The 13,016-nt window shown below is 64.2% G+C and carries 14 protein-coding genes; 9 read left to right on the top strand and 5 right to left on the bottom strand.

Annotated features, from left to right (window positions below; genetic code table 11):
• Positions 1-356 precede the first annotated feature (356 nt).
• The 4 genes from NKJ75_RS32480 to NKJ75_RS32465 are packed head-to-tail and all read left to right on the top strand — an operon-like array spanning position 357 to position 5,381.
• Complete coding sequence (locus NKJ75_RS32480) at positions 357-1,901, top strand: DUF4153 domain-containing protein (protein WP_352500735.1); 1,545 nt, start codon at positions 357-359, stop codon at positions 1,899-1,901.
• A 4-nt stretch (positions 1,902-1,905) separates the two neighbouring features.
• Positions 1,906-2,601: a response regulator transcription factor gene (locus NKJ75_RS32475; protein ID WP_023746474.1), complete on the top strand. Its 696-nt coding sequence runs from the start codon at positions 1,906-1,908 to the stop codon at positions 2,599-2,601.
• A complete protein-coding gene (locus NKJ75_RS32470; protein ID WP_023746475.1) occupies positions 2,589-4,184 on the top strand; it encodes a sensor histidine kinase in 1,596 nt (531 codons plus the stop codon). Before NKJ75_RS32475 ends, NKJ75_RS32470 begins: the two co-directional genes overlap by 13 nt.
• A gap of 30 nt (positions 4,185-4,214) precedes the next feature.
• Positions 4,215-5,381 carry an NAD(P)/FAD-dependent oxidoreductase gene (locus NKJ75_RS32465; RefSeq protein ID WP_023834713.1) on the top strand — a complete coding sequence of 389 codons (1,167 nt, stop codon included), beginning with the start codon at positions 4,215-4,217 and terminating at the stop codon, positions 5,379-5,381.
• 209 nt (positions 5,382-5,590) lie between these two features.
• On the opposite strand, the gene NKJ75_RS32460 is transcribed toward NKJ75_RS32465, so the two are convergent.
• Positions 5,591-6,205, bottom strand: a complete 615-nt coding sequence (locus NKJ75_RS32460; RefSeq protein ID WP_352500734.1) for a DUF72 domain-containing protein — start codon at positions 6,203-6,205, stop codon at positions 5,591-5,593.
• A 260-nt stretch (positions 6,206-6,465) separates the two neighbouring features.
• The gene (locus tag NKJ75_RS32455) at positions 6,466-6,891 is read right to left on the bottom strand and encodes a GNAT family N-acetyltransferase (RefSeq protein ID WP_023834712.1); all 426 of its coding nucleotides are present in this window, start codon (positions 6,889-6,891) and stop codon (positions 6,466-6,468) included.
• A 162-nt stretch (positions 6,892-7,053) separates the two neighbouring features.
• Here NKJ75_RS32455 and leuD point away from each other — a divergent pair, with 162 nt between their 5' ends.
• From leuD to leuB, 5 genes are all read left to right on the top strand, one after another.
• Positions 7,054-7,659 (top strand): 3-isopropylmalate dehydratase small subunit, encoded by a 606-nt coding sequence (leuD, locus tag NKJ75_RS32450; protein ID WP_023694556.1) that lies wholly within the window; start codon positions 7,054-7,056, stop codon positions 7,657-7,659.
• A gap of 64 nt (positions 7,660-7,723) precedes the next feature.
• A complete protein-coding gene (locus NKJ75_RS32445; RefSeq protein WP_352500733.1) occupies positions 7,724-8,647 on the top strand; it encodes an Ivy family c-type lysozyme inhibitor in 924 nt (307 codons plus the stop codon).
• 308 nt (positions 8,648-8,955) lie between these two features.
• A complete protein-coding gene (locus NKJ75_RS32440) occupies positions 8,956-9,339 on the top strand; it encodes a RidA family protein (RefSeq protein ID WP_023683820.1) in 384 nt (127 codons plus the stop codon).
• Between the two features lie 12 nt (positions 9,340-9,351).
• On the top strand, positions 9,352-9,702 hold the full coding sequence (locus tag NKJ75_RS32435) for a VOC family protein (RefSeq protein ID WP_023683821.1): 351 nt from the start codon (positions 9,352-9,354) through the stop codon (positions 9,700-9,702).
• A 149-nt stretch (positions 9,703-9,851) separates the two neighbouring features.
• Positions 9,852-10,955, top strand: a complete 1,104-nt coding sequence (gene leuB, locus NKJ75_RS32430; protein ID WP_023732861.1) for a 3-isopropylmalate dehydrogenase — start codon at positions 9,852-9,854, stop codon at positions 10,953-10,955.
• A gap of 8 nt (positions 10,956-10,963) precedes the next feature.
• Here leuB and NKJ75_RS32425 read toward each other — a convergent pair whose 3' ends face one another.
• The 3 genes from NKJ75_RS32425 to NKJ75_RS32415 form a co-directional block, all read right to left on the bottom strand.
• On the bottom strand, positions 10,964-11,341 hold the full coding sequence (locus NKJ75_RS32425; protein WP_023671693.1) for a MarR family winged helix-turn-helix transcriptional regulator: 378 nt from the start codon (positions 11,339-11,341) through the stop codon (positions 10,964-10,966).
• A gap of 70 nt (positions 11,342-11,411) precedes the next feature.
• Positions 11,412-11,840 (bottom strand): SRPBCC family protein, encoded by a 429-nt coding sequence (locus NKJ75_RS32420; protein WP_352500732.1) that lies wholly within the window; start codon positions 11,838-11,840, stop codon positions 11,412-11,414.
• A 191-nt stretch (positions 11,841-12,031) separates the two neighbouring features.
• The gene (locus NKJ75_RS32415) at positions 12,032-12,754 is read right to left on the bottom strand and encodes a DUF805 domain-containing protein (protein ID WP_352500731.1); all 723 of its coding nucleotides are present in this window, start codon (positions 12,752-12,754) and stop codon (positions 12,032-12,034) included.
• Positions 12,755-13,016: the final 262 nt, after the last annotated feature.

The raw sequence follows: 13,016 nt of genomic DNA, 5'->3' as shown, positions 1-13,016 counted from the left end.
CTTGGCGCTGCGGCGGACGCATAGGGGGAGAGAAGTGTCACCTATGTATCCGGTTCAAAGTGTTACCCATCTATCGGCTGGACAACCCGCCGTAAGCGCAGGTCCTGCACGAAAACTGCACATCTCTGCGGAAAACCTCCTCCGCTGCGCCCTGCCGTATCCATGCGCAGCCACCACAACAGCGGCATGCAACAGCGAAACCGTTGGTCCCTGCCCTATCGTCTCAGCAGCGAAAGCTGGTGGCTGGTCGATCCGCCTCGCACGGAGGCCGGCCTTTGCCTGGAGGCAAGCCTGCTCCCTTTTACCCCCAGACATCCGCCCGTCGGCCGGATCCAGCCCATCAGGAAAGTCCGAGCATGACGCAGTCCCTTTCCCCGACCTTTTGCCGCCGTTTCGGCATCGCCGTCCTGCTCGTGGCGCTGGCGGATTTTTTCTTTTACGGCCAGCCCGCCGGGATCACGGTGCTGCTGTTTGCCATCCTGATCGCCGGCGCGGTGGTCGCTGTGCATCCTGCCGCACTGAATTCCACCCGACCCTGGCTCAAGCCGGCCGCTTTGTTGGTCGCGCTGCTGCCGCTGGCCGAGAACGTCAGCCCGCTGTCGGTGGCGATAGCTGTCGTGGCGCTGGTGGTGTTTGCGCTGTCCCTGTCCGGGCGGCTGCGGCACGGCATCGCCCGCATTGCCGGCCAGGTCGCGCTGTTCCTCCTGGCGGCGCCGCTGCGCCTTATCCGTGACTTTTTCCAATGGCGCCGCACGGTGCGCCGGCTTGGCGGCCGCCGCATCCACCTGGCGTCCATCATCGTCTGGGTCATGCCGGTGACGCTGGGCGCGGTGTTCCTGCTGTTGTTCGGCACCGCCAATCCAGTCATCGAATACTGGCTGTCGCTGATCGACCTGATGAAGCTGCTCGATCTCATCCAGCTGGCGCGGATCGTCTTCTGGCTGTTCGTGCTCGCCGGCGTCTGGGCTTTCCTGCGGCCTTGCCTGCCGCGCTTGCTGCGCCGACCCCCACGCCGCCTTCCACCTTTGGCGCCGCCTGCAGCCGTGGCCGCACCGGCCGCGACAAAATCCGCCACGACGATCGAGGCCGTCGTCTTCGGCAAGGCCGCGATCTTGCGCGCGCTGATCGTCTTCAATGCCCTGTTTGCGCTGCAGACCGGGCTCGACGCCGCCTATCTCTGGGGCGGGGTCGCCCTTCCCGACGGGTTGAGCTATGCCGCTTATGCGCATCGCGGCGCCTATCCGCTGATCGCCACCGCGCTGCTGGCCGCCGGCTTCGTGCTGGCGGCGCTGCGGCCGGGCAGCGAAACGTCAAGCGATCCGCTGATCCGCCGACTGGTCTATGCCTGGGTGGCGCAGAACATCGTGCTGGTCATTTCGTCGATTCTCAGGCTCGATCTCTATATCGGCGTCTATGCACTGACCTACTGGCGCATCGCGGCTTTCGTCTGGATGGGGTTGGTGGCGTCAGGGCTTGTACTGATCATTGCCCGCATCGCGCTTGGAAAATCCAACGAATGGCTGCTCTCCGCCAATCTTGCGACGTTATCGGCGACGCTTTATGCCTGCTGCTTCATCAACTTCGCCGCAATGATCGCCAATTTCAATGTCGACCATTCCCTTGAAATGACCGGCGACGGCACGCCTATCGATACCGAATATCTGCGCTCGCTCGGCGCTGCCGCCATGCCGGCGCTGGACCGCCTCTACATGCACCAATTCGGAAACCAAACCACCTGTCTGGCCGACCAAATGATGATCGACGACACTATCGCCGAGCAGAAGCAGTGGCGCGCCTGGAGCTTTCGCGGCTGGAGGCTCCTGCAGGTTCTCGACAAGAGAGGTCCGCTCGTGCTTCCTCCACCTACCCAGCCCTCGCAACCTTCAGTGCCGGACCGTTAGATCCATGCCGCATCAGATCCTGGTCGCCGACGACGATCCGCACATTCGCGAGATCATCTGCTTTGCGCTGGAAAAGGCCGGGATGAAGACGCAGGCCGTGTCCGACGGCGCCGCGGCCCTGCAGGCGATCGAGCGCCGCGTGCCCGACCTCGTCGTGCTCGACATCGGCATGCCGGAGATGGACGGGCTGGAAGTCTGCCGGCGGCTGAGGCAGCGCTCCGACGTGCCGGTTCTGTTCCTGTCCGCGCGCGACGAGGAAATCGACCGCATCCTCGGGCTCGAAATGGGCGGCGACGACTACGTGACGAAACCGTTCAGCCCGCGCGAACTGGTGGCGCGCGTCAACGTCATCCTGCGCCGCGCCCGCCCGGTGGCGCCGGACCCCGCCGATGACAAGAACTTTGCGCATGGCAAGCTCAGCCTGGTGCCGGCCAGCCATGGCGCCAGTTTCGACGGCAAGGCGCTGGCGCTGACGGCGATCGAATTCTCGATCCTGAAAGGATTTCTGGCGCGGCCGGCGCATGTGCTGGGGCGCGACCTGGTGGTCGCTAGCGCCTATGCCGCCAACATCCATGTCGCCGACCGTACCGTCGATAGCCACATCCGCAACATCCGCGCCAAGCTGGCGGCGGCAGGCTGTCTCGACGCCATCGAAACCGTGCATGGCGTCGGTTTCCGGCTTGGCCGATGCGGCGCCTGAGCGACGCCAAGTGGATCGGCACCAAATGGCGGCCAAGGCTGGCCACGGTGGTCCTCGCCATCCTCATCATGGTGCTGGCGCTGCCGCTGGTCGGCCTGTTCTTCTTCCGGCTCTATGAAAACCAGCTGATCCGCCAGACCGAGGGCGAGTTGATCGCGCAAGGCGCCGTCATCGCCGCCATCTATGCGCAGAATATCAGTGACGCCGGCATTGCCCCGGAGAAGCTTGGGGTGCCGATGCAGGCTGACAGCGGCGACGCCAGCCGCGGCGAGGATTCGCCGTACCAGCCGATCGAGCCAAGTCTCGATCTCGCTTCCGACTACCTGCTGCCGACCCGACCCGCCGGCGTCGCTGCCGCCACCGATCCGGCCTTCGCGGCGATCGGCGCCAGCCTGTCCGGCATTCTCGACACGACGCAAAAAACCACGCTGGCCGGCTTCCGGCTGCTCGATCCGCGCGGCGTTGTCATTGCAGGGCGCGATGAGGTCGGACTGTCGCTCGCCCATGTCGAAGAGGTGCGCACCGCCCTTGCCGGCCACTACGCCAGCGTGTTGAGACAAAGAATTCCCGACCAGCCGCCACCGCCCCTCTATTCGGTCAGCCGCGGCACGAAAGTTCGCGTCTTTGTCGCCATGCCGATCGCGGTCGACGGCCATGTCGCCGGCGTGATCTACCTGTCTCGAACGCCGAACAACATCGTCAAGCATCTCTATGGCGAACGCGGCAAGGTGACGCTGGCGGCCATCGCCATGCTCTTCGGCACGCTGCTGATCGCGCTGGTCTTCCTGCGCACCGTCAGCCGGCCGATCTACGCGCTGATGGAGCGCACGAGGCGCATCGCCGCCGGCGACCGCGACGCCATCCGGCCGCTCGACCATCACGGCACGCGCGAAATGGCCGAGCTGTCCGCCGCCTTCCTCGACATGGCCGAAAAGCTGCAGGCGCGCTCCGACTCGATCCAGACTTTCGCCACCCATGTCTCGCACGAGCTCAAATCGCCGCTGACGGCGATCCAGGGCGCGGCCGAACTCTTGCGCGATTCCGGCGAGGCGATGGACGCGGCAGAGCGCAAGCGGTTTTCCGGCAACATCGTCAACGATGCCGGAAGGCTCAATCTGCTGGTGCGGCGCCTGCTCGATCTGGCGCGCGCGGAAAACCTGGCGCCGAGCGGCGAAAGCACGTCGCTCGATGCGGCGCTGGCATTGCTGCCGGTGGACGGCAGGCTGGCTGTGACCATCGAGACGGGCGGCGAAACTGGTCTGCGCATATCGGCCGAGAATGCGGCGATCGTGCTTGCCAACCTGATCGACAATTCCGCCAGGCACGGCGCGACCCAGGTTTTGCTGGCGGCTGCCAGCGCCGAAGGCAAGGTGACCATTGCGGTCAGCGACGACGGCGCCGGCATCTCGCCGAGCAACAGGGCACGCATTTTCGAGCCGTTCTTCACCACGCGGCGCGAATCCGGCGGGACCGGCATGGGCCTAGGCATAGTGCTGGCCCTCCTGAAAGCGCATGATGGCACGATCGCGCTGGTTGACTCCGGGCGCGGCACGCGCTTCGAGATCATTGTGCCGGGGGCATGAAGGATGCCGGCGGCCGGATCGGAGAAAAACGTGCGCTACGACATCGTCATCATCGGCGGAGCCATCGTCGGCTCCTCGGTCGCCTACTACCTTCGCGAGGAAGGCTTTTCCGGCTCCATCGCGCTGATCGAACGCGACCCGCAATTCGCCCATGCGGCAACGACGCTGTCCATGGCCTCGATCCGTCAGCAATTCTCGATTCCGGAAAATATCCGGCTGTCGCAGTTCACGCTAAACCTGTTCCGGCGGCTGAAGGAGACCTTCGGCACCGACGCCGATATCGGTTTTCGCGAAGGCGGCTATCTCATCCTGGCCGGCGAGGCCGGGTTGCCGATCCTGAAAGCCAACCACCAAGCACAGGTCGCCGAGGGCGCCGACATTCTGCTCGAGGATGCCGACCAGCTGGCAAAGCGCTTTGCCTGGCTGTCGACCGAAGGCATCAGCGCCGGCGCCTTCGGCCGCACCGGCGAGGGCTGGTTCGACGCTCATGCCATGTTGACGCTGTTTCGCAAGGCATTGCGTGACAGACAAATAGATTTCATCGCCGCCGATGTCACCGGCATTGAGAGGCAGGGCAACCGCGCCACCGGCGTGGACCTCGACAATGGCGAAAGACTGCAAGCCGGCATCGTCGTCAACGCCGCCGGGCCGAATGCCGGCAAGGTGGCCGGCATGGCGGGACTCGTGCTGCCCGTCGAGCCGCGCAAGCGCAACGTTTTCGTCTTCGAGGCGCGGGAAAAATACGTCGACATGCCGCTGCTGGTCGACCCATCCGGCATCTATGTCCGGCCTGAAGGCTCGGTCTATCTCACCGGCGGCGCCGAACCGGAGGAGGGCGATGGCCCCGCCGACCCCCGGGATTTCGACGTCGACTGGGCGCTGTTCGAAGAGATGATCTGGCCGGTGCTGGCAACCCGCATTCCGGCTTTCGAAGCAATCAAGCCGACCCGCGCCTGGGCCGGCCATTACGACTACAACACGCTCGACCAGAACGCGGTCATCGGACCGCATCCCGAGGTCGAGAATTTCATCTTCGCCAACGGGTTCTCAGGGCATGGGCTGCAGCAGGCGCCGGCCGTCGGCAAGGCGCTAGCGGAGCTTTTGGTGCATGGCGGGTATCGGACCGTGGATTGCTCGGCGTTCGGGTACGCCAGAGTGGCCGAAGGAAGGGCGTTCCGGGAATTGAATGTGATTTGAGGCGGGCGGAATAGGATCGCTCTGTCGAGTTCCCGCCCACCCCCCTCTGCCCTGCCGGGCATCTCCCCCGCAAGGGGGGAGATGGCAGCTTCGGCGAAGGCGCCATTCTTGCAACGTCGGCGATTGGCGAAAGCGGTCGCGGCATCTGATCTCCCCCCTTGCGGGGGAGATGGCCGGCAGGCCAGAGGGGGGTGCTGTCCCGCGAGCGTCTAAGCAACCATCGCACTGACAGCCATCGCGTTGCCCAGTGCATGCCCGGCGGCCGTGTTGTCGAAAATGCCCCAGACCTCGGCACCGGAAGCGGCCGCTGCTTCCACTTGCCGCGCAAACCGGTCGAGCGTTTCGGCATCGTAACCCGAATAGTAGATGCGCGGCGCGCCGTGCCAGCGGAAATAGGCAAGGCCGGGCGAGCCACCCGGCCCTGCTGCCTCCGGAACCGAAGCCGGGTCGGCGGCGACCCGTGCGACCTGGTGACCGGCCAGCAGTGCGTCCGCCTCGGCGCCAAACCAGCTGGGATGGCGCGGCTCGCATGCCAGCCTTGCCCGGATACGCTTGCCCAACATGTCGAAGAAACCGCCGGCGACCTCCGGCTCGAAGGGCAGGCTTGGCGGCAGCTGCACCAGAAGCACGCTCAGCTTTTCGCCGAGACCTTCGACCTGCCCGAGAAAGTCCTCTGTCAGCCCCTCGCAATCGGCGAGGCGATGCTCATGGGTCATGCTCTTCGGTGCCTTGACCGCGAAGCGGAAGTGCTCCGGCACGGCGTGCGCCCAGCGCTCATAGGTCTCGCGGCGGTGCGGTTTGTAGAAGGAGGTGTCGATTTCCACGACCGGAAAGCATTTTGCGTAACGTTCGAGATGCGACCCGGGCTGCGGAAGTCAGCCTTGTATCGAGACGGAATTCCCCATCCGGCGGTGCCTATCAGAGATCGGCGATTTCCCATGCTGCGGATGTGGACCGGATGAAGCGCGGGTCAAGGGCGACAAGGAGGCGTTGCTCCGCGGGGTCCTGAACACCGTTCCGGATTGCCGAGAACCTTGCCCCGCCTTGACTGCCCAACCCGATCGGCAATTGCGCCCGACGCTCGTCAGCCCTCGCGGGAGAACCAGAACGCGTCGGCCATTCGCGTCATGCCAATACGCTCATAGAAGCCGACGGCGTCGGGCATCGAGATCAGGCTGATGGCGACCGAAGGCCCAAGCTGCCGGCGGGCCTCGTCCATCAGGCCCTTGCCGATGCCGACGCCTTGCGCCGATTGCGACACGGCGAGCTCTGAGACGTAGCACACCCAGGAAAAATCGGTGATGGCCCTGATAACGCCGATCAGCGGCCTGCCTTCGATGTCGAGCCGCGCCGTGAGCACCAGGTTCGCGCCTGAAAGCATCGCTTGCAGCCGGGCGTCGTCATCGACGGGGCGTGTTTCGCCGAGCGTGGATTCGACCAGCACGCGGCGGAATTCAGCGACGTCGAGCTCAGGCTCACTGGCATAGATAATATTCGATTGTGTGGTCATGGGCGCAAGGTGCACCAGCGGCGGCCGGTTTTAAAGACGTTTGCCGCCGATCTTTCGATCGGGCCGCGCACCAACAGTTGCCTTTTATTTGCCGGCGGCTTTGTGTAAACCGGGCGCAGCAAACCCTGACGCAACGAATTCGATCAAGAACGGGCAAAAGCCATGGAAAAATTCACCAAGCTCACCGGCGTCGCCGCACCGATGCCGATCGTCAATGTCGACACCGACATGATCATCCCCAAGGATTATCTCAAGACGATCAAGCGCACCGGGCTCGGCAGCGGCCTGTTCGCCGAAATGCGCTACAAGGACGATGGCTCGGAAAACCCCGACTTCGTGCTCAACAAGCCAGCCTACCGCAAGGCGCAGATCCTGGTCGCCGGCGACAATTTCGGCTGCGGTTCGAGCCGCGAACACGCGCCGTGGGCGCTGCTCGATTTCGGCATTCGCTGCGTCATCTCGACGTCGTTCGCCGACATTTTCTACAACAACTGCTTCAAGAACGGAATCCTGCCGATCACCGTCAGCCCCGAAGACCTGGAGAAGCTGATGGACGACGCCTCGCGCGGCTCCAATGCGACGGTGTCGGTCGACCTCGAGGCCAAGGAAATCCGCGGCCCCGACGGCGGCGTGGTCACCTTCGACCTCGACGACTTCAAGCGCCACTGCCTGCTGAACGGTCTCGACGATATCGGCCTGACCATGGAGAAGGCCGGCGCCATCGCCTCGTTCGAGAAGAAGAACGCTGCCGAGCGTCCTTGGGCCTGAGTGGTACGAGATGGCCCGGCCGCCACAAAGCCGGGTTCGTGGCGGCTGAACGGAGGGGACAGTCATGACACGTTTTCTTCTTGCCGGCGCCTGCGCGCTGGCGTGGATGCTGATGCCGGTGGCCGGCGCGCAAGCACAGACCGACAAGATACTCGTGCCGGCAGAAGATCCGTCCGCCGCCGATCCGGGCGCGTCGAACAATGCGGCCCTGGCGGACGATGACAGCCAGGGGCCGGTCCCGTTCGAGGGCGGGCAGCTGACCATCACCCAGCGGGAGCAGGATGGCGAGAAGGTGCTGGCCTATGACGGCAAGCAGCTGGCCAGCAATTATGACGTGTTCTTCGACAGAACAGTCAAGGTCGGCGGCGTCGACGTGGCGCTGGTCGATGTCGGCGACGGCGGCAACCAGTGCGGCCCGGCCAAGGTCATCGTCTGGAAGCCGGAAGGCGGCGAGATACAAAGCCTCAAGGTCGAACAGGACGAATGCGGGGCGCCACCGGCGGCGGTGGCCGACAACGCCATCTATTTCGTGCCGTATCTGTTGCCGGGCGATACGAAGCAAGCGCTGCAATGGTCGCCCAGCGACGGGCTGACGATCTCGGGCGACCTGACCTACGCGCCGGAGCCGGGTACGGACTGGAAGGACGTCGATCCGGCCAAATACCAGAACATCATCGACGCCTTCCACAATGAGGCCGTCTACAAGGCGGCGCAGACGCTACTCGGCGACACCATGCCCGACATGGCGACCAGCCTGCTGGTCGGCGGCGGCACCGAAAAGACGGCGTCGGGCGCCTTCTACGCCACCGGCTGCGTGCCGCACGCATGCGGCAGCAATGACGGTTTCATGGCGGTCGACCCGGCCAAGCACACGCTCTACTTCGCCCGGCGCGGCGACAATGGCGAGCCGCAGGCGTGGCCTGACGTGAAGACCTGGCCTGCGGATGTGAAGGAAGCAATGGACAAGGCGCAGGAGTCGGGGAACTAGAGTTCGCGGCAGCGCGGCCAACACTCGGTGTTCATGCTTGTTCCGTCGCGATCCGTCACACCCCCCTCTGCCCTGCCGGGCATCTCCCGCTCAAGGGGGGAGATCAGACGTCACTCTGGCTTTCGCCAATCGCAAATGTGGAAAGCGAGAAAGGCGTCCGAACTGCTAATCTCCCCCCTTGAGGGGGAGATGGCCGGCAGGCCAGAGGGGGGTGCTGTCCCGCCGACGACCAAGATTTGCACCTGACTTGGCCCATGGCCCGGCCGGCCCTTTCCCTGCAAAAGTGTCCGAAACCACAGCGAGGCTCCATGCGCACACTCATCTCCACCGGTTCGCCCTTCGAAAAAACCGCCGGCTATTCGCGCGCGGTGGTGCAGGGCGACTGGTGCTTCGTGTCGGGAACGACCGGCTATGACTATGCGACGATGACCATGCCGGAAACGGTGGAGGCGCAGACGCGCAATTGCCTGGCGACAATCGCGGAGGCGCTGAGGGATGGCGGCTTCGACATGGCCGATGTGGTGCGGGCGCATTACTACATCACAGACCGGGCCATCGTGGACGTCGTCTTCCCCATCCTCGGCGAGGCTTTCGGCGAGATCAGGCCGGCGGCGACGATGATCGTGTGCCAGCTCAACAAGCCGGAAATGAAGATCGAGATCGAAGTCACGGCGCTGCGGCGTACGGCTTGAGGAGGCAAAGCCATGACGGTCCGGCGCATCGTGGCGAATATCGGGACACCAGACGCGGCAGCGGCGAAACGCTTCTATCAGGACGTGCTTGGCCTCGATGTGCTGATGGATCAGGGCTGGATCGTCACCTTAGGCTCCGACGCACGGATGCAGGTGCAGATCAGCTTCATGGCCCAGGGCGGCTCCGGCACGCCGGTGCCGGACCTCTCCATCGAGGTCGACGATGTCGATGCGGCGCTGCAACGCATGAAGGCCGCCGGCTTTGCCATCGAGTATGGTCCCGCCGACGAACCCTGGGGCGTACGGCGGTTTTATGTGCGCGATCCGTTCGGCCGGTTGGTGAATATTTTGTCGCACAAGTGATTTGTTCCTCTCCCCCGCCTCTGGCCACGGCGAGGAACCCAGGTCTTGAGACGCGGGCGCCGTCGTAGCGTTCTTCATCCCCTTGCGCCGCAAGCTCTTGGCGTTTAGCAAGGCCGCGGTTTCTCCAAACAGTGTTGGGACGGTTCTCCATGGCTTCGAAAAATCTTCTCCTGCTCGCCGGCGACGGCATCGGCCCCGAGGCGATGGCCGAGGTGAAGAAGCTGATCGCGGCCATGAACGCAAAGCTCGGCAGCGGTTTTGCCACTGATGAAGGCTTGGTCGGCGGCTGTGCCTACGACGCGCATGGCGCGGCGATTTCGGATGCCGACATGGCAAAGGCGATGGCTGCGGACGCCGTGCTGTTCGGCGCCGTCGGCGGGCCGAAATGGGACAAGGTGCCTTACGAGGTGCGTCCCGAGGCCGGGTTGCTACGGCTGCGCAAGGATATGGAGCTGTTCGCCAATCTCCGGCCCGCCATCTGCTATCCGGCGCTGGCCGCGTCGTCCTCGCTGAAGCAGGAAGTCGTCGAGGGCCTCGACATATTGATCGTGCGCGAGCTTACCGGCGGCGTCTATTTCGGCGAGCCGAAGCAGATCATCGATCTCGGCAACGGCCAGAAGCGCGGGATCGACACGCAGGTCTACGACACGTTCGAGATCGAGCGGATTTCGGGCGTCGCCTTCGAGCTGGCGCGCACGCGCAAGAACCACGTGACATCGATGGAAAAGCGCAACGTCATGAAATCCGGCGTGCTGTGGAACGAGGTCGTCACCCAGACCCAGAAGACTCGCTATGCCGACGTCAAGCTCGACCACATGCTGGCCGATGCCGGCGGCATGCAGCTGGTGCGCTGGCCAAAGCAGTTCGACGTCATCGTCACCGACAATTTGTTCGGCGACATGCTGTCCGACATCGCCGCCATGCTGACCGGATCGATCGGCATGCTGCCGTCGGCCTCGCTCGGCGCGCCCGATGTGAAGACCAAGAAGCGCAAGGCGCTGTACGAGCCGGTGCATGGCTCGGCGCCCGACATTGCCGGCCAGGGCATCGCCAACCCGATCGCCATGATCGCGTCGTTTGCCATGTGCCTGCGATATTCCTTCGGCATGGTCGATGAGGCCGACAAGCTCGAAGGCGCAATAGCCGCCGTGCTCGACGACGGGCTGCGGACGAAGGATATTTTGTCCGAGGGCATGACCGAAGTCGGCACTGTCGCAATGGGCGATGCCATCATCGCCAAGTTCCTGGCTTAGCGGCCGACTCAGCGGATCTCGCCGGCCAGCCGTTTCAGCAGGCCGACGAGTTGCGCCTCATCCACGGCTGAGAAAAAAGCAGCGTCGGCGGCTTCGACGGCGACGATAGCGCGCTGGACTGCGGCCGTCCCCGTCGTGGAGACGCGGATCACCTTGGCGCGGGAATCCCGCGGGTTGGTGTCCCGCACAATCAGTCCCTTTGCCTCGAGCCGGGCGACGACGTCCGATGTCATCTTCACCTCGGTGCCGGCCTGGGCGGCGAGCTGCACCTGGTTAGGCGGCTCGCCATAGCGGCCGAGCCACATCGCCGAAGCCAGCAGCACGAACTGGACATGCGTAAGGTCAAGCGGGGCCAGCGCCGCCGTCATGACGCGCTGCCAGCGCATGGTGGTTCGCCAGAGCAACAAGCCGGGGCTCTCGGATGGTCCGCTGAAGCGCGTTTGCAGATCCCCCCGATCAGCCACCGTTCGCCAACTCCCTTGCCTGCTCGAACAGTTTGGCCATCGAACTGTCGAAATCGCCGCTGATCTGCGGCCCGAGCTCTGGTCCGACCTCGGCGGCCGATGGGCCGGAAATCTCGAGGCGATGCGTCACTTGAGTGCCACCCTCGACCGGCGTCAGCGTATGCCTGAACAGCAGTTTCGTGTCGCCGAACGAGGTCTCGTCGGCATACGTCACAGTGTCGACAAGATCGACGATCGTCGATTCGAAGGTGTCCTGCCCGACGGGCGTTACAGAGAGGCGGGTGCCCTTGGCGAACGGGCCGTGCAGCACGAACGTATCGGACCCTTCGTAGGTGAGGCGGCCTTCGTGCAGCGCCTTGAGCGCGTTCCAGATGGCCTGCGCCGAAAGGGGGGAAATTGCGGTGTACTCGTTGGTCCACATTTGTCTTGGCTCCATCATCCGTTTTCGATCGTCGATTAATGAGTGCACAGATTATCTGTGCGCAGACAAAATGGCAAGAGAAATATTTTGTTCGTCCGGTCAAAACAGCAGCTGCCTTCCTGGCTGCGACCTAAGCCATTGTTAAAACACCGGCTGTCCGCAAACAGCCGGCAGCTCATTTCTGGTGCGGTCTAGGCTCCGCCTCCTCTAGGCACCGGCCCCCACTGGTTTTCGTGGGCCTGGGTCGGGATCAATCCGAGTATCAGCGCGAGGATCAGCGTAGCCGGAGCGAACATGAAGGTGATTGCGAAGTAAGGTATTGCCAGCCAGCCGGTCAGGCCGATGTCGTGCAAGCGGCGCACGACGAGCCCGACCCAGGGCAGGAACGTCGCTAGCCAAAACAGCCCCCAGACGCCGATCATCACAATCGGCCAGTTGCCGGCATCGAAATTGCCGAGGGCCTGGTCGGCGAGGGCGCCGGCAATTCCGACCAGGATGAAGCTGACGGTCCAGAACAGGCAGTAGCCCCAGAATTCCTTGCGGCGGGCGCGTTCGGCGAAGTTGATGTAGTTGCGCGTCACGCCTCGCCAGAAATAACCCGGCAGTCCGCTATCGCGAACCGCGCCGTCTTCCGCCAGGCGGCCGAAATGCTGTGGCGCGGCTGAAGCGGCAGCCGCCTTGGGCGGCGCGACGCTTGCCGCTGGCGCAGCGGTGGCGGGACTGGCGGGCTGGGCGCGGATTGAAAAAACGTCGCGCGCCTGACCGCTTGCCGGCAGAAACTCGACCACGGCGCCGTTCGCGATCACGGTATCACGGCGCAGATCCTCGCGCGCGAAGGTGTAGCGGTTGCCGTCCGCCCCGGTGATGAAGCCGAAACCTTGGGCCTCGTCATAGTGAAGAACTTCGCCGCGCATATAGCCTTGCCCCCGTGTAGGCACAGACTGTTCAAAGTTGCGGCGGACTGCAAGGGGTTGGACGAAATGGAGGGTAAACGGTTCAGGCATGAGTTGCTTCATTTTCCCGTCCGTTGGCGCTGCCCCTCACCTGCCTGCCGGCATCCTCTCCCCGTATAGTGACGGGGAGAGGGGCGCGGTGTCCGAACCGGATAGATAGGTAACAGAATGGACCGATAGCATGGGTGACAGTTTTCTTGTCCGCCGGAGGACCGGCGATGGT

This window comes from Mesorhizobium sp. M0058 (genome assembly GCF_040323095.1).
Lineage (GTDB): Bacteria > Pseudomonadota > Alphaproteobacteria > Rhizobiales > Rhizobiaceae > Mesorhizobium.
Note: the sequence above shows the minus strand (reverse complement) of the source record. Positions and strands in the feature narration are given on the sequence as shown.

Bases quoted from the DNA above. Each gene is read 5' to 3' on its own strand.
- NKJ75_RS32445 (WP_352500733.1), top strand. From the start codon at position 7,724: ATGACACGTTTTCTTCTTGCCGGCGCCTGCGCGCTGGCGTGGATGCTG.
- leuB (WP_023732861.1), top strand. From the start codon at position 9,852: ATGGCTTCGAAAAATCTTCTCCTGCTCGCCGGCGACGGCATCGGCCCC.
- NKJ75_RS32435 (WP_023683821.1), top strand. From the start codon at position 9,352: ATGACGGTCCGGCGCATCGTGGCGAATATCGGGACACCAGACGCGGCA.
- NKJ75_RS32440 (WP_023683820.1), top strand. From the start codon at position 8,956: ATGCGCACACTCATCTCCACCGGTTCGCCCTTCGAAAAAACCGCCGGC.
- NKJ75_RS32455 (WP_023834712.1), bottom strand. From the start codon at position 6,891: ATGACCACACAATCGAATATTATCTATGCCAGTGAGCCTGAGCTCGAC.
- NKJ75_RS32415 (WP_352500731.1), bottom strand. From the start codon at position 12,754: ATGCGCGGCGAAGTTCTTCACTATGACGAGGCCCAAGGTTTCGGCTTC.
- NKJ75_RS32420 (WP_352500732.1), bottom strand. From the start codon at position 11,840: ATGTGGACCAACGAGTACACCGCAATTTCCCCCCTTTCGGCGCAGGCC.
- NKJ75_RS32480 (WP_352500735.1), top strand. From the start codon at position 357: ATGACGCAGTCCCTTTCCCCGACCTTTTGCCGCCGTTTCGGCATCGCC.
- NKJ75_RS32475 (WP_023746474.1), top strand. From the start codon at position 1,906: ATGCCGCATCAGATCCTGGTCGCCGACGACGATCCGCACATTCGCGAG.
- leuD (WP_023694556.1), top strand. From the start codon at position 7,054: ATGGAAAAATTCACCAAGCTCACCGGCGTCGCCGCACCGATGCCGATC.
- NKJ75_RS32425 (WP_023671693.1), bottom strand. From the start codon at position 11,341: ATGCGCTGGCAGCGCGTCATGACGGCGGCGCTGGCCCCGCTTGACCTT.
- NKJ75_RS32470 (WP_023746475.1), top strand. From the start codon at position 2,589: ATGCGGCGCCTGAGCGACGCCAAGTGGATCGGCACCAAATGGCGGCCA.